This window comes from Frankia canadensis (genome assembly GCF_900197875.1).
Classification (GTDB): domain Bacteria; phylum Actinomycetota; class Actinomycetes; order Frankiales; family Frankiaceae; genus Frankia; species Frankia canadensis.
Genome location: NZ_FZMO01000074.1, coordinates 1 through 15,397 on the forward strand (window position 1 = coordinate 1; position 15,397 = coordinate 15,397).

At 74.1% G+C, this 15,397-nt stretch carries 11 protein-coding genes and 1 tRNA gene; 3 read left to right on the forward strand and 9 right to left on the reverse strand.

From position 1 onward, the window contains the following. Window positions 1-85 precede the first annotated feature (85 nt). Window positions 86-1,498: a glutamate--tRNA ligase gene (gltX, locus tag C1A33_RS08125; RefSeq protein ID WP_101830906.1), complete on the forward strand. Its 1,413-nt coding sequence runs from the start codon at window positions 86-88 to the stop codon at window positions 1,496-1,498. A gap of 366 nt (window positions 1,499-1,864) precedes the next feature. Here the strand turns inward: gltX and C1A33_RS08130 are convergent, their stop codons facing one another. Together C1A33_RS08130 and C1A33_RS08135 are read right to left on the reverse strand one after the other, a co-directional pair. Further along, on the reverse strand, window positions 1,865-2,272 hold the full coding sequence (locus tag C1A33_RS08130) for a winged helix-turn-helix transcriptional regulator (RefSeq protein ID WP_423748054.1): 408 nt from the start codon (window positions 2,270-2,272) through the stop codon (window positions 1,865-1,867). A 79-nt stretch (window positions 2,273-2,351) separates the two neighbouring features. Then, window positions 2,352-2,633, reverse strand: coding sequence for a hypothetical protein (locus C1A33_RS08135; protein ID WP_101830908.1), 282 nt, complete (start codon window positions 2,631-2,633; stop codon window positions 2,352-2,354). Window positions 2,634-2,795: 162 nt separating this feature from the next. Between C1A33_RS08135 and C1A33_RS08140 the strand changes: the two genes are divergently transcribed. Beyond that, a tRNA-Asn gene (locus tag C1A33_RS08140) sits at window positions 2,796-2,868 on the forward strand. 295 nt (window positions 2,869-3,163) lie between these two features. On the opposite strand, the gene C1A33_RS08145 is transcribed toward C1A33_RS08140, so the two are convergent. Then, window positions 3,164-3,733 (reverse strand): TetR/AcrR family transcriptional regulator, encoded by a 570-nt coding sequence (locus tag C1A33_RS08145; RefSeq protein ID WP_101830909.1) that lies wholly within the window; start codon window positions 3,731-3,733, stop codon window positions 3,164-3,166. A 124-nt stretch (window positions 3,734-3,857) separates the two neighbouring features. Between C1A33_RS08145 and C1A33_RS08150 the strand changes: the two genes are divergently transcribed. Continuing rightward, window positions 3,858-4,295, forward strand: coding sequence for a hypothetical protein (locus tag C1A33_RS08150; protein WP_101830910.1), 438 nt, complete (start codon window positions 3,858-3,860; stop codon window positions 4,293-4,295). 61 nt (window positions 4,296-4,356) lie between these two features. On the opposite strand, the gene C1A33_RS08155 is transcribed toward C1A33_RS08150, so the two are convergent. The 6 genes from C1A33_RS08155 to C1A33_RS08180 form a co-directional block, all read right to left on the reverse strand. After that, window positions 4,357-5,349: an iron-siderophore ABC transporter substrate-binding protein gene (locus tag C1A33_RS08155; protein ID WP_165818283.1), complete on the reverse strand. Its 993-nt coding sequence runs from the start codon at window positions 5,347-5,349 to the stop codon at window positions 4,357-4,359. Window positions 5,350-5,423: 74 nt separating this feature from the next. Beyond that, window positions 5,424-7,049 carry an amino acid adenylation domain-containing protein gene (locus C1A33_RS08160; RefSeq protein ID WP_101830912.1) on the reverse strand — a complete coding sequence of 542 codons (1,626 nt, stop codon included), beginning with the start codon at window positions 7,047-7,049 and terminating at the stop codon, window positions 5,424-5,426. A gap of 136 nt (window positions 7,050-7,185) precedes the next feature. Further along, window positions 7,186-8,727, reverse strand: coding sequence for a cupin domain-containing protein (locus tag C1A33_RS08165; RefSeq protein ID WP_243407313.1), 1,542 nt, complete (start codon window positions 8,725-8,727; stop codon window positions 7,186-7,188). A gap of 56 nt (window positions 8,728-8,783) precedes the next feature. Then, window positions 8,784-12,200: a non-ribosomal peptide synthetase gene (locus C1A33_RS08170; protein ID WP_101830913.1), complete on the reverse strand. Its 3,417-nt coding sequence runs from the start codon at window positions 12,198-12,200 to the stop codon at window positions 8,784-8,786. A gap of 184 nt (window positions 12,201-12,384) precedes the next feature. Then, window positions 12,385-13,485, reverse strand: a complete 1,101-nt coding sequence (locus C1A33_RS08175) for a YqcI/YcgG family protein (protein ID WP_101830914.1) — start codon at window positions 13,483-13,485, stop codon at window positions 12,385-12,387. Between the two features lie 105 nt (window positions 13,486-13,590). Then, a partial coding sequence (locus C1A33_RS08180) for a condensation domain-containing protein (protein WP_243407314.1) occupies window positions 13,591-15,397 on the reverse strand: 1,807 nt, incomplete at its 5' end.

The following is a 15,397-nucleotide window of genomic DNA, read 5'->3' on the forward strand; positions in this document are numbered from 1 at the left end:
CCACCACCCCACCACCCCCCTCGACCTGCTCAGCCTGTCCGGCGGCTAAGCGGCGGCACCGCGAGATCCCTGTACGCTCGCCCGCATGGGATCTGGGCGGGTTCGGGTGCGGTTCGCGCCGTCTCCCACGGGCATCTTCCACGTGGGTGGGGCGCGGTCGGCGCTGTTCAACTGGCTGGTGGCGCTGCGCGCGGGCGGCGATTTCGTGCTACGGGTCGAGGACACCGACGCCTCCCGCAACCGGCCCGAGTGGACCGACGGGATCATCAGCGCGCTGGACTGGCTCGGCATCAGCCCCGGTCGGTACGAGGGCCCGGTGTTCCAGTCGTCGCGGGACGCGTCGCACCGGGCCGCGGCGGTCCGCCTGCACGAGGCGGGCCAGGCCTACTTCTGCGACTGCACCCGGGAGGCGCTGGCCGAGCGCACCGGCAACGCCCAGCGCGGCTACGACGGGCACTGCCGCGAGCGCGGCCTGACCGCGGGCCCCGGCCGGGCGCTGCGTTTTCGCACCCCCGACGACGGCGTGACGACCGTGCGCGACCTGATCCGCGGCGAGCCGACGTTTCCCAACGACACGCTCGAGGACTTCGTCGTGGCGCGGGCGGACGGCTCGGCGGTGTTCCTGCTCGCCAACGTCGTCGACGACCTCGAGATGGGCATCACGCACGTCATCCGAGGTGAGGAGCACCTGCCGAACACGCCCAAGCAGCAGCTGCTGTGGGCGGCGCTCGGCGCGTCCGAGCCGCCGGTGTGGGCGCATGTGCCCGTCATCGTCAACGAGAAGCGGCAGAAGCTGTCCAAGCGCCGGGACAAGGTCGCCCTGGAGTCCTACCGGGACGAGGGCTACCTGCCGGCCGCGATGAAGAACTACCTGATGCTGCTCGGCTGGGCGCCGCCCGGCGAGGAGGAGATCGTCCCCTGGGAGACGATCGAGGCCGCGTTCGACCTCGCCGACGTGAAGCCCTCGCCGGCGTTCTTCGACGAGAAGAAGCTGCGCGCGTTCAACGGCGAGTACATCCGGGCGCTCGGCACCGCGGAGTTCACCGAGGCGGCGCGGCCCTGGCTGGTCGGCACGGCCGCACCCTGGCCGGCGGACGCCTTCGACGAGGGCGTGTTCGCCGCCGTCGCGGGCCTCGCGCAGTCCCGGCTGTCGGTGCTGTCCGAGATCGTGCCGATGGTCGACTTCCTGTTCCTGGCCGAGCCACCCGAGGACGACGCCGCCTGGGCCAAGGCGATGAAGGGTCCCGCGGCGGAGCTGCTCGCCGACGTCCACGACCTGTTCGGCAAGGTCGAGTGGGATGCCGAGACGTTGAAGCAGACCCTGACCGAGGCCGGCGAGCGCCACGGCCTGAAGCTGTCGAAGGCGCAGGCGCCGGTGCGGGTGGCGGTCACCGGGCGGACCGTCGGGCTTCCCCTGTTCGAGTCCCTGGTCGTCCTCGGCCGGGAGGCGACCCGGCGGCGGCTGGCCGCCGCACGCGACCGCCTCACCACGGCCTGACGCTGCGGTCATCGGACCCGCCCGGGCATCGACGGCCAGGCCAGGAGCTCGGGCCGGGATGCCCGGACCGGGCCCGACCCGTGGCTCGGGGAGCGGACACCACCACCACGGGCAGCCGAGGCGCGGGGCAGGCCGCGCCTGTGCCGAGGGTACCTCCGGACGAATGAGCCCGGGCCGCGGCTGGGACGGGCCGCGACCCGGGCTGGGGAGACCCACCAGAGGTCGGGGTTACCTCCGCCGGGTGAAGCTCGGGGTGTGACAGTGACAAGCACATCGTGCGGGGCCTAAAGGATTCTTAAGATCAGTGAAAGACAACCTGTGATCCGTGGATCGGCCCCGCCTCGCGGCTTCGGGGAAGCCCGCGGCTCAGGGTTCGTCGAAGCCGCGGTCGGCGGCGCCGCGGGGGACGCGCTGCCGGGGGCTCAGCGCCGCCCACTCGTCGGCGAAGTCGGCGAGGGGCTGGACGAGGCCCAGCAGGCGCCGGCCGTGCGCGGTGAGGCGGTACTCACCCACCTCGTCGACCTCGGCCATGCCGGCCTCGCGCAGTTCGCGCAGCCGCTGGGTCAGCTGCGCCTCGGGGGCGTCCAGCCGGGCCTGCAGCGCGCGGAAGGACAGCGACCCGGCCCGCAGCTGCCAGTAGGCGCCGAGGGCGAAACGCCGGCCGAGCAGGTCCACGAGGGCCGCCAGGGCGGGTGGCGCACCCCCCGCGGGCCCCGCCGCCGCGCCGCCCCGCCCCGGCCGGCGGGCGGCACCGCGCCGATCAGCACCACTCAACAGAGCAACACCGCTTCATCACGCGCATCCCACACATCGACGCCCACCCGACCGTCGCGACCCGGCCCCGGCGGCCCGCTCAGTGGGCGCCGACCGAGCTCACACCGTTCGAACTGTGGTGCGCCCCCGGACGGAACGGCCGCGACCGGGACTCCTCCGCCTCGGCCCCCAGCAGCCCGCGCACGCGCTGGTACACCGTCCCAGCCTGGGCGGACACGAGGCCGGCGGCGCTCTGGACCTCCGGGCGCTCGCGGACGTCCCGCAGCTGACGCATGATCGTGTCGTAGTGCTCACGCCCCGCGCGGGCGCCCAGGACGTACCCGAGGCCGAGAGCGATGACGACACTGGGCCTGATGTGCATGGTGCCTCCCAGGAGTCCAAGGAACCTGCCGGCGGACGACTCCCCGCCGGTTGGCGTTGTGCCGCCGCGTTGATTCCTACCCCACGTCCATGTCGGCCCGAACCTCAGGTAGGCTGACGGAGGTCAGATGCTCGGCGCACGACACACGCTCGAGACATGCGATCCCGCGTAGCTCAATTGGCAGAGCAGCCGGCTGTTAACCGGCAGGTTATAGGTTCGAGTCCTATCGCGGGAGCCCGACCAGCACGTTTGCATGATCCACCTCCCTGCTCCGCCACTGGATCCTGCGCGGCTGACGCTCAGTCACCACCGAAAGCGCGACAGAGCCGAAATCGGATCGAAACCCTGGCCGGCCGGATCTGAGGGGGCTCTGGCGCAGCAATGGGCTGAGGCTACCCACAGCTCGCGGCTTGCGGGGTCCAACGAGACGGGGCCCATGCGAGCTCGTGCGACCGGCCGCCGAGACGCGACCGGCGCACGGGCTCCCGCAGATCCCAACCGCACTGTCACGGCTTTCGGATCAGACGACTTCACAGGGTCAACGCGATCGCGGTGCGGGCGGCCCGGTCGAACGGCTCCAGCGTGCCGGCGGCGCGGCACAGGACGTGCGCACCCTCCAGCAGCATGATCAGCGTGGTGGCGAGATCGGCGGCCTCGGTGGGCGACAGCCCGGCGGACACCAGCAGGCCGGCCAGGACCTCGCCCCACGAGGCGAAGATCCGGGCCGCGACGCGCACCAGGCCCTCGCCACCACTGTCGCCGCCACTGTCGTCGGCGGCGCCGACGGTGATCGCCGCGATCGCGCAGCCGCCGCCGGTCGTCGAGGCGGCGAGGACCGGTCGGATGGCGGCGAAGAACGCCGTCACCAGGGTGCGCGGGTCGTCCACGGGCAGGGTGGCCAGGCTGGCGCGGACCTGTTCCCCGTTGCGCTCGGCGGCCTCGGCGACGAGCTGTGCCTTGCCTCCCGGGAAGTGGTGGTAGATCGCGCCGCGGGCCGCGCCGCTGTCGCGAAGGATTCCGGTGAACGACATGCCGGCGACGCCGTGGCGCCGCAACGCCTCGATCGTGGCGTCGACCATGCGACCACGGGTGTCGACCACGAGCCGATCCCCTTTCTGCCGCGAACCTTGACTAGTACGGCCATCCTAGTGCACTGTCGCTCTAGTACGTACGTCCTAGCGATTCCGCCATCAGGCGAGTCGCCGTCCAAGCGGAGGTCTGCGCATGCCCATCACCGTCACCGCGCCGCGGGGTCAGCTCACCGAGGCGGGCCGCGGGGAGATCCTGCCCCGGTTGACGGCGGCGCTCGCCGAGGTCAGCGGCGCTCCTGGCAACGCCTTCCTGACCGGAATCATCGGCGGCACCGTCCATGTCCTGGATCCGCGGGACGTCTATGCTGGCGGCGTCCCCCGCCGGGTCGTCATGGTGGAGCTCAAGCTGCCGAACATCGGCCTGCCGGACCCGGCGGCCCGCGCGGCGTTCATCGCCGCGGCGACCGACATCGTCGACACGCTCACCGTCGACGAACACCGCAACGAGGACACGTGGGTCAACATCATCAACGCGCCCGACGGAGGCTGGGGCCTCGGCGGCGTCGCGTACACCGGCGAGGCCCTCGTCCAGGCGCTCTCCGACGCCGCGACGGAGCCCGCCGCGCGCTGAGAAGACGACGCGAGCCCGCGCGACCGGCCGCCGGGACGCGACCGGCGCACGGGCTCCCGGGTCAGCTGCCGCTGGTCACCTTGGCCAGCGTCGGCCTGAGCTGGTCGAGCTGCCACGGGATGTTGAGGATGGTCGGGTTGTTCACGGCGCCGGCGGTGAACGCGTCGACCTGGAGCGCCCGGCCGGCCTTGACCGCCGGGATCTCGGTGAACAGCTTGTTCCCGTTCATCTCGGTCCTCAGGTCCGGGGTGGCGAAGCCGATGAGCAGGAAGTCGGCGTCCAGCGCGTTGAGCTTCTCCATGCTCAGCGAACGGTCGACCACGTTGGCGGCGACGCCGGGGGCGAGTTTCATGCCGAGGTCGGAGTAGAGCTGCACGGAGACGGTCTTCGGGTCGTCGATGACGGCCAGGCCGCCGGCCTCGTAGTAGAAGGAGTAGCTGAACGTCCTGCCGGCGAGACCCGGCAGGCCGCTCTTCGTCTGGTCGATGACCTGCTGGGTGGCGGCGATCGCCTTCTGGACGTCGGCGTCGCGGCCGATCGCCTTGCCGATGATGGTGCTGTTCTCCTGCCAGGTCGCGATGCCGGCGTCCTCGGTGTAGCCGACGGTGGGCGCGATCTTCGAGAGCCGGTCGTAGTAGTCGGCCAGGCTGTAGAAGTTCGTGGCGAGGATCAGGTCGGGACGCAGCGCGGCGATCTGCTCGAGGTTCAGGTCGCCGGCGGTGTCGAGCGCGGTGCTCTTCGACAGGTCGATCTTGCCCTGCAGCCAGGGGAAGACGCCATCGGGCTTGTACTCGTTCTTCGCGTAGGCGATCGGCGTGATGCCCACCGTCGCGAGCGTGTCCTCCTCATAGCTGAGCGCGATGATTCGCTTCGGCTGAGCGGGGACGACCGTGGTACCGAACTTGTTCTTCAGGGTGACCGGGAAGCTGCCGCTCGTAGCGGTGGTGCCTGCCGACGCCGTCCCGCCGTCTCCGTCGCTGCCGCAGCCGGCCGCGGCGACCAGCGCCGCGACGGCCAGGAACATCGCGACGAGGAATCTCAGTCTCTTTCGCACTGCTAACTCGTTTCATGATCGGTCGCGGCGCCCCGGGGCCCGCGGTGACAGGTGTGCGAACGGAATTCGGCGGGTCAGGGACCGGTCGGCGCCGTCAGCGCCCGGCGGTCGATCTTTCCGCCGGCGGTGACGGGCAGCGTGTCGAGCACCGTGACGGCGCTCGGCACCATGTACGGGGGCAGCAGGTCCGCGCACCAGGCCAGCAGCTCGTCCGCCAGCGACCCCGGCGCGGCGGCGGGCTCGCCCGCGTCGGGGACGGCGAAGGCGAGCAGGCGGGGCGCGGCGGCGTCGCGGGAGACCACCACCGCCGCGCGGCGCACCCGCGGGTGGGTGGCCAGCGCCGCCTCCACCTCCTCCAGCTCGAGGCGCATCCCGCGGATCTTGACCTGGTTGTCGGCGCGGCCCACGAACTCCAGCCAGCCGGCGCTGTTCCAGCGGACGAGGTCCCCCGTCCGGTACATCCGTGCGCCGCCGCCGGCGAAGGGATCCGCGACGAACCGGGCGGCGGTCAGCGCCGCCGCGTGGACGTAGCCGCGTCCCAGCAGGAAGCCGGCCGCGTACAGCTCGCCGACCGAGCCGTCGGCCACCGGCGTCAGCGTGTCGTCGAGGACGTGCAACTGGGTGTGCGGGTTGGGCCGCCCGATGGAGGTGGCGAGCCGCTCGGTGCCGTCGCGGTAGATGACGTGCGAGACGCCGATGGTCGTCTCGGCGGGCCCGTAGCCGTGGTAGAGCACGGTGTCGAGCTGGGCACGGAAGCGGGCGAACAGCGCGGGGGTGAGCACCTCCCCGCCGCACCAGACGTGGCGCAGTGACGCGAGCTCCTCGGTCCCCTCGGCGGCCTCCAGCAGGATGTCGAGCATCGACGCGACGAGGTAGACGAAGGTGATCCGCTCCTGCGCGATGAGGTCGAGCAGGTAGCCGGGGTCGAGCTCGCCCTCGGGCTCGGCGACGACGACCCGCCCGCCACAGACCAGCGGCAGCAGGATCTCGTTGACGGAGATGTCGAACGACAGCGGCGCCTTGAACAGCGACGCGTCGTCCGCCCCGCAGTGGAACAGGTCGTCGACCTGCCAGCGCAGCCGCTCCGCGATCGCCTCGTGGCGGATCATCGCCCCCTTGGGGGCTCCGGTCGAGCCGGAGGTGAACATGACGTAGGCCAGGCCGTCGCCGGGGATCGGCAGGTCGAGCGGTGTGGGCGACTCGCCACCCCAGGCCCACGCGGCGAGGTCGACCGGAACGGCGGGCACCCCGTCCGCGTGCCCGTCCGCACCGGCCGACGCGTCAACGCCGGTGATCACCAGCCGCGCCCGCGCGCCGCTGAGCACCTGGCGGCGGCGCTGCTCGGGCCAGGCGGGCTCGACCGGGACGAACGCCCCGCCGGCGACCATGACGGCGAGCACCGAGACGACCATCTCCGCGGAGCGGACCAGCCGGATGCCGACGACGCCCTCCGGCCCGAGACCGCGGGCCCGCAGCGCCCGGGCCAGCTGGAACACCCGGGCGCCGAGCTCGGCGTAGGTCAGGTGCCCCGCGGGGGCGACGACGGCGGCGGCGTGCGGCGTGGCCCGCACCTGGGCGGTGAACAGCTCGACGACGGTGCTCGTCGAACCGGGCGCGCTGTAGTCGTTGACGTCCTCGAGGGTCAGCGCCCCATCAGGCGGGACCGTCGGCGGCGCGGCGCTGTCGACACGCACGTTCACAGAGCGAGTCCCCCCTGATGGCGGTGGTGCTGGGCCGGCGTTGACGGACGGGTGGATCGAGGCGCCGGCAACGTATCAAGTTAGGTTTACTTGCGCAAGGCAAGCCTAACCTAACTACCTGCGGAAACCGGTCGAATCAGAACCTGCGGTACATCTCGTCCGGGATGATCGGCTGGTGGTACGTGCACGAGCCGGACAGCACGGTGGAGCCGTGCAGCCGTGACTTCGGGATGAGGATCCTGTCGCCGTCGCGCAGCGAGATCCTGTGCGTGACGTTGTTCCAGAAGTGCATGTCACCGGTCTCGATCATGACGAGCCGGTGCTCGTCATGGACGTGCGTCGTCGACGTCTCGTCGCAGGACTCGACGAACGTGTCCAGGTCGACCTCGATCCGCTCGTCGGTGAGGTAGGCGTTGATGGCCTCGGCCTTGGCCTTGTGCTCGTCGATGGCGTCCGCCCAGGCGAGCTGCGCGGCGAGGTCGCGGTCGTGCAGGCGGGCGAGGTGCGCGGCGTCGGCGAAGCCGGCGTGGAAGGCGTCGAGCGCCGCGTCGCCACCGTGCTCGGCGAGCGGGACGAGCAGCGCCCCGGCCAGGTCGTCGAGCGCGGCGGGTGTCACCGGCGGCGGCGCGCCCGGGCCGTCCGGCGCGAACAGGGCCGGGCGCTCCCCCAGGCCGTCCTCGACCGCGTCCGCCCAGGCCCCGGCGACGGCCGCGTCATGCAGGCGCTGGTGAACGAACGCGCCGAGCAGCTCGGCGTGCCTGCCGGGCGCGCGGGAGAGCTGGTGCAGATGGTTGCCGCGGGCCAGCGAGGTGTTGAGGTAGAGCTGCCAGTAGGCGCCGACGGTGCTGGTCAGCCCGCCGCCGGCGAGCAGCGCCCGCCAGTCGGCGGCGCCGGCCACCCAGCGCCGGTAGTCGTCGAGCAGCAGGGCGCGGGCGCCGGGCAGGGCGAGGTCGTACTCGCCGAGCGACGCGCGGGCGATCGCCGTGCGTGCCGCGGGCAGGTAGGCCGACAGCTGCAGCAGCGCGAACGTCGTCGCCTCGCGCCGGTCCCGGGTGCCGCGCAGCACCGCGAACACGTCGCCCGGGGCGTCCCGCAGCTCCTCCCAGTAGCCGCGCAGCGTGGCGAGCAGCCCGCCGGGCGTCGCGTCCGGCAGGGCCCGGCGCTCGCCGGCCAGGAAGCCGAACAGGTGGTTCTCGAGGACGGGCTGGGCGAGCGCGCCGCGCAGCCGGTTGTCCGGGGAGTGGAAGTCGGCGGCGTCGCGCTCGGCCGCCGCGTTGCGCGCCGGCGGCAGGTGGTGCAGGTCCGCGTCGTAGATGTTGCGCAGCATCCGGTGCCCGAGCAGACCGGACAGCGTCAGTGCGTCGGCGGCGGGCAGCGGGGTGGCGTAGTCGAGCCAGCCCAGGTCCGCCGGACGCACCGGTCGCCGGTACGGGTTGTCCTCGGTGGTCAGCTCCTCCCATTCGGCGGCGCGGAAGGCGGGGTTCGCCGCGAACGCGCGGACCAGCGCGTGCGCGCCCGCGCCCCGCTGCGCCGCCGCCACCTGGCGGACCAGCTCCTCCCCGGCCGGCGGCGGGGGTTCGTGGCTCGCGCCCGCCGGGACGGGACCTGCGTCGGCGGGGTCGTAGGGACGGTCCGGGCTGGTGGGGCCGGCCGGGATCATCGTCGGATCCGCAGTCAACGGCTCCTCCTTCCGCGAGGATGGTGGATGGTTCCGCGGGGATGGTGACGGCCGCGCTACCCGTGGGCGGCGGACACCGCGGCGGACGAAGCGGCGCCCAGGACGTGGGCGAGGTCCTCGACGGTGGTGTGCGCGTAGAGGTCGCGTAGCCGCACCGGCCGGCCGAGGTGCTCCTCGAGCTGCGCCTGCACCCGGGTGAGCGCCAGCGAGTGCCCGCCGAGGCCGAAGAAGTCGTCACGGGCGCCGACCCGGTCCACGCCCAGCACCCGCGACCAGACCTCGGCGATCCGCCGTTCCAGGCCCGGCGCCGGCTCGATCGGGTCGACGCCGGCGGAGCCGGCCAGCGGCAGCCCCGGAACGTCGACGAACACGCTCGGGACCATGTGCGCGGGCAGCCGTTGCGCCAGCCAGGACCGCAGCTGCTGGGGCCCCACCGGCCCGCCGGCCGGCGCTCCCTCGCCGCGCGGCACGCGTACCCAGTAGGCCCGCAGTTCGTCCGGCGTATCCTCACCGGACGCGAGGGCGACGGCGGCCTGGCGCACACCGGGATGGCGGACCAGCACCTGCTCGATCTCGGCGAGTTCCACCCGGAACCCGCGGATCTTCACCTGGTTGTCGGCCCGGCCGAGGAACTCGATCTCCCCGTCGGCGCGGAAGCGGGCGAGGTCGCCGGTCGCGTACATCCGGGCGCCCGGCGCGGCGGCGAACGGGTCGGGCACGAACCGGTCGGCCGTGCGACGCGGGTCGCCCAGGTAGCCCCGGGCGAGCGGCAGTCCACTGATGTACAGCTCGCCGACGGCCCCGACCGGCACCGGGTTGTACTCGGCGTCGAGCACCCGGACCTGCGTGTTCGGGTTCGGCCGGCCGATCGAGACGCGGCCGGCGGGCCGGTCCGGCGCGAACACCCGGCAGCAGACGCCGATCGTCGCCTCGGCGGGCCCGTAGCCGTGGAACATCCACGCGTTCCAGCGCTCCCGGAAGCGCCGGTACAGCTCGTCGCCGAGGACCTCGCCGCCGCACCAGACGTAGCGCAGCGTCCGCCCGGCCGCCGCCGCGTCCGGATGGTCGAGCAGCATCTCCAGCAGCGACGTCCCGACGTAGCAGAAGGTGACGGACTGCTCGCGGATGATCCGCAGGAGCGGGCCCGGCGCTCCTTCCGCGCCCGGCGGGGCGATCACGAGCCGCGAGCCGGCGACGAGCGGCAGGAAGATCTCGTTGATCGAGACGTCGATGCCCAGCGGCGCCCGCGCCAGCACGGCGTCGTCGCCGGTCAGCCGAAGCAGATCGACCTGCCAGCGCAGCCGGTTGCAGATCGCCTGATGCCGGATCATCACACCCTTGGGCGCCCCCGTCGACCCGGAGGTGTACGTGACGAACGCGAGATTCTCCCCGTCGACGCCGGCGTCCGCGATCCCGCCCGCCGCGGGGGCAGGGCCGCCCGCGGGGCCGTCGGCGACCGGGTGGCCGGTGGCGTCGAGGCGGATCACCGGCGGGGCGCCGGGCAGCTCGGGCACGGTGACGTCCGCGCCGGCGATGATCGTCGCGATCGCCGCGTCGCCGGCCACCTCGGCGGTGCGCCGGGCCGGCCAGGACGGCTCCAGGGGGACGAACGCGCCGCCCGCGCGCAGGACGCCGAGCAGGGCGACGACGAGCGCCGCCGACCGCGGCACGCTGACCCCGACGGTCGCCTCCGGGCCGACTCCGGCCGTGCGCAGCCACCCGGCGACCGCGTCGGCCCGCCGTTCCAGCTCGGCGTAGGTGAGGCTGACGGCCGGCGGCGACGGCTGGCCGGGCGGCGGCGCGGCGGGCAGGGCGACGACCGCGACGGCCTGCGGCGCGCGGCGGGCAGCGTCCGCGACCAGCTCGGTCAGGGAACGGTCGACGAGCGGCTCGACCCGGCCGGTGGACCAGTCGTCGAGGACCTGGCGGCGCTCGGCCGCCGACATCGTGTCGAGCTCGCCGAGCAGGGCGCCGTCGGTGAACTGCTCGGCGAGCCGGGCGAGGCGCCCGGCGAAACGCTCGGCGTCGGCGGCGGTGAACACGGCCGCGTCCACGGTGGCGCTGACCGCGACGGTGTCCCCGTCGTCCTGCACCGCCAGGTCGAGCGGGACGGTGGCGGGACCACCCGGCGGGCGCAGCTCCTCGGTCGCCAGGCCGGCGAACGCGACGCCGCCGAGCAGCGGCTCGTGGTGGCTGAACGTCACGTCCACCAGTCCGCCGCCGAGCGCGCCCGGGCCGCGGCGGCCGCGGGTGGCGCCGGGGCGGCGGGCCCGCGACGGGTCGGCGACGATCGCCCGGCCGGATCCGGGTCCGCTGCCCCGCGCGGCCCGCACCACCTCGTCGAACGGCGCGGCGATCCGGGCCCGCGCCGCCGCGGCGCGCACCCGGATCTCGTCGACGAGCTCGCCGGCCGTGCCCCGGGCATCGACCCGGACACGTACCACCACCAGGGAGCCGAAGTTTCCGGCGACGCCCGCGAACCCGGGCGTCGGCCGGTCGGTGACCGGCAGGCCGAGGGCGATGTCGGCCTCCCCGGTGCTGCGGTGCAGCAGGACGGCGCCGGCGGCGAGCACGACGTCGGCCAGCGAGGTCTCGTGGGCCGCCGCGAAGGCCCTCAGCCGGCGGGTGACGTCGGGCGCCAGCGCCACCCGGGCTCGCGGCGCCGGCTGGTCGGCATCCGGCACGTCGTTGGCACCCGGCACGTCGTCGGCGCCGCCGCCCGGCGGCGAACCGTCGGGACCCACGCTCGCCAGGGCGGGGGTGAGCAGCGGCGGCAGCGGGGTGAGGACCTGCCGCCACCATGCCACCTGGCGGTCGGCCTCGGCGCGGTGCTCGGCGGTGGCCTCCCGGCGGGCGTGGTCCGCGTACCTCGCGCCCCCGCCGGTGGGTCCGGGCCGCGCGCCGCGGCGGCGGGCCTGGTAGCACGCGGCGAGATCGGTGAACAGGACGCGCCAGCTCGTCTCGTCGGCGGCGACCCGCGCGATCACCAGCTGCAGGACGTGGTCGTCCGGGGCGACACGGACGACCTGGGCACGCAGCGGGATCCCGTCGGTGATGTCGATCGGCTGGCGGCCGAACTCCGCGAGGACCGTCCCCAGCGGGCCGTCCGCCGCCGGAGCCGCCGGATCGACGAGGTCGGCGTCGGTGTCGGCGGCCAGGTCCGGCTCGGAGGGCAGCTCGCGGTGGGCGACGGTCAGCAGGTCGGCGGCCGGCGCGTCGAGCACGCGCGCGGACGGCTCGCCGGTCGTGTCCGCCGGATAGGCGGTGCGCAGGATCTCGTGCCGGTCGAGGAGGTCACGCAGTGCCGCGGTGAGAGCGGCGGCGTCGAGCGCGCCCCGCAACCGGACGCCGGCCGACAGCTGGTGGGCGTGCCCACCGGGAGCGAGCCGGTGCAGGAACCAGAACCGGCGCTGGGCCGACGACAGCGGCTCCGCGAGGGACGAGGTGGAGGCGACGGGCTGGCTCGACACCATCGGCAGGGGTTCCCTTCAGGGTCCGCGGTGGCGCAGACGCGCCGGCCAGCGACGCTGCGTGGGTGGGCGCGGGCATGACGGAGCCACCCGTGGGCCCGCCCAGCGAGCACGCGGCGGAAGCTTAGGTTCGCCTTACTTTAGTATTTGCCGACCGGGCGCGCAAGACCCCGGACGCCGCGTCAGCTCAGCCGGGTGTCGCGGCGGCCGGCTCGCGGTCCAGGATCTCGGCGGGAAGGGCCGCCATCGCGGAACTGGCGGCCCTCACCGTGCCAGCCGGCTCGCCGCCGGCGGCGGCCATCCGCCGGCGCAGGCTGCGCGGGCGCAGGTCGGTCCAGCGCAGTGCGATGCTGTCCAGGCACTCCTCGCGGGTCCCGGTGACGGGCGTGTCGAACCAGCCGAGCGCGTTGCGCCGCCCCAGCGGCCACACCGAGTACTGCTCCTCGGTGTTGACGACCACCTTGAACTCCCGCGCCGCCGCCGGCGCTCCGCGCGCCGCGCCACCGACACCCGCACCGATGTCCGCGCCCGCCGTGGCGTGGAAGGGGCAGCTGCCCGCGACGGTGGCGTCGTCGCGCAGGAAGTACTGCTTCCATTCCCGGTTGGCGGCGTCGCCGTAGGAACCGAGCAGCGGCGTCGAGTCCACCTCGTCCATCCGCCGCAGCCGCTCCCGGATCGTCCGGCGGGCGGCGGCCCCGCGCGCCGTGTACGGCTCCAGGCCCTCGAACACCCAGCGCGGCTGGAAGGTGATGGTGAAGACGGGGCTGCTGCGGCTGCGCAGCCGGCGATGGGCCGGGGTGTTACAGACGACGAAGATCGGGGTGCCGCGGAAACTGAACTCCCAGCCCGGATCGTCGGTCTCGGTCGGGATGTCCGACGGCCACGGATCGCCGTCGCCGTCGTGCAGGTACTGCAGCAGCGACCAGAAGCGCCGCTCGTAGCCGACGATGTCGTCAGGCCGGCCGACCGGCCGCCCGGAATCGGCCGCGCCGGACCCGAAGAACACCACCAGTGACGTGTTGTGCGAGAGCTCCCGGTAGACGGCGAGATAGGTGGCGAGGATATCGGGCAGCGCGGACCACGTGTTCTCGTCGTCGAGGTTCTCGACGAATCCGAACCGCAGCCCGCCCCGGTTTGCCGCGGCCACCGCGAACACGCACGGGAACGGCTCGGCGGTGGACCGCAACGTCCTCATCATGTCCCGGACGCAGGTGGCGCCCCAGGTCGGCATCGGGCCGAGGGTCAGGTCCTGGAACTGCTCGCGAAACGCATCGATCTCGCTGGCCATGTCCACTCCACGGAGTTTCGGTGTGACCCCGAGCGGGGGATCTCGGGGTTTCTCGGCATGCGGCGATGGTCGGGAAGGAGTCGGGCGACGAAAGGAGTCGGGCGGCTACCGGACGGCACCGCCGGCGCCGGTCGGGGGGGTGGATTCCACGCGGGCGGCGCGGGCGGCGAGCGCGCTCAGCGCCCGCGTCCAGGCGGCCGCGAGGTCGCGCACGACGGCCGCGGGCGGGCCGTCCGGACCGCTGCTCCACCGCGCGGTCAGTTCTGGACCGTGCGGGCCGTCGAGCACCCGGACGATCACGCTGAGCCCGAACGGGTCGGGCACGTCGGCGTTCCAGTCCGCGAACAGCTCCTCGTCCTCGGCGGCCACCGACCAGTCCGTCTGTTCGCCCCGGCCCAGTCGGCCCACGTAGTTCAGGTAGACGGTGGGCGTCGGGGCCGCCGCGAGGATCGGGGCGGTGCGCGGGTTGAGGAAGCGCAGCATGCTGAACTCGGTCCCGCCGTCCGGGATCTCGGCCATGAGCGCCCGCACCCGGGCCACCGCCGCGTCGACGCCGCGGTCCGAGTACCCGTCGCCGTCCCGGCCGTCCGCGCCCTCGTCGACCGCGCCGCGTTCCAGCAGGAAGGGGTGGACCTCGGCCAGCCAGCCGACCGTCCGGGACAGGTCCCGGTCCTCGACCACGTACTCCTGCCGGCCATGGGCCTGCACCGCGACGAGAACGCCTCCCGCGCCATCGCCCTCCTGGCGGTCACCCACGGCCAGGCTCAGCGCGGCGAGCAGCAGCTCGTCGACACCGATTCCGAACACGGCGGGCACCGTCGACAGCAGGCCCGCGGCCCGCTCGGGCGGCAGGCTCACCGTGACCGCCGACGACGGGCCGGACTGGCCGGGCAGCCACCGCACGGGCGTCGCCCGGGCCAGCAGATCCTGCCAGAACGGCAGCCGCCGCTCGACGTCCGCGGCACGGGCCCGCTCGTCGAGGCGGCGTGCCCACTCGGCGAACGGGACCGGAACGGCCGTGAGCCGAGCCCGTTCACCGGCCCGCGAGGCGGTGACGGCGGCGGCGAGGTCGTCCAGCACGGTCGGCCACGACACGCCGTCGATCAGCGCGTGGTGGACGAGGAGCAGCAGGCGGCCCGGGCTCGACGCACCCGCGTCGAGCCAGACCGCGCGGATCATCTCGCCGCGGTCCGGGTCCAGCTCGGCGTTCGCCGCGGCGGCCACCCCGGCGAGCAGCGCCAGCCCGCCCGGTCCGGCGAACCCGTCGCCCGCGGCGAGATCGCCGGCGTCAAGCCGGCGCACCAGTCGGGCCGCGTCGACCCCGCCGGGTGGGGCGATCGCCAGCGACCAGGCCGGCCCGCCGTCGGCACCGCCGGACTCCACGCGGACCAGCCGGCCCCGCAACGCGTCGTGCTGGTCGATGACGGCGGACAGGCCCGCGACCATCGTCGCGAGGTCCAGCCCGGCCGGCGTGCGCAGCAGCACCGGCGACGAGAACGACGCGAACGTCAGCCGCCCGCCGTTCATGCCGTGCACCCGCGCCGCCTGCAGTGCCGGCGTCGGTGGGAGGACCGTCTCGGTGGGGCCGGCGGGACTGACGGAACGGGCGGTTGCCGTCTGGGTCGCGGCCTGCCGGCGTGGGCGGACGACGGTGGCCAGGGTCGCGGGGGTGCGGTGGCCGAACAGCAGGCGCGGCGTCACTGTGAACCCGGCGGCGCGGACCCGGGTGATCAGCCGCATCGCGATGATGCTGTCGCCGCCGAGGGTGAAGAAGTCGTCGTCGAGACCCACCTTCTCGACGCCGAGCACCGAGGCGAACGCGGCGATCAGCGTCGCCTCGATCTCGTTCGCGGCCGCCGTGCCGACCTGGTCGGCGGGGGCGGCCGGCGGGGCCGGCGGGGCCGGCCCCGCC

What these genes read in the sequence shown, in the direction of transcription:
- gltX (WP_101830906.1), top strand. Translation starts at nt 86, where the DNA reads ATGGGATCTGGGCGGGTTCGGGTGCGGTTCGCGCCGTCTCCCACGGGC.
- C1A33_RS08135 (WP_101830908.1), bottom strand. Translation starts at nt 2,633, where the DNA reads ATGCACATCAGGCCCAGTGTCGTCATCGCTCTCGGCCTCGGGTACGTC.
- C1A33_RS08150 (WP_101830910.1), top strand. Translation starts at nt 3,858, where the DNA reads ATGCCCATCACCGTCACCGCGCCGCGGGGTCAGCTCACCGAGGCGGGC.
- C1A33_RS08170 (WP_101830913.1), bottom strand. Translation starts at nt 12,200, where the DNA reads ATGGTGTCGAGCCAGCCCGTCGCCTCCACCTCGTCCCTCGCGGAGCCG.
- C1A33_RS08175 (WP_101830914.1), bottom strand. Translation starts at nt 13,485, where the DNA reads ATGGCCAGCGAGATCGATGCGTTTCGCGAGCAGTTCCAGGACCTGACC.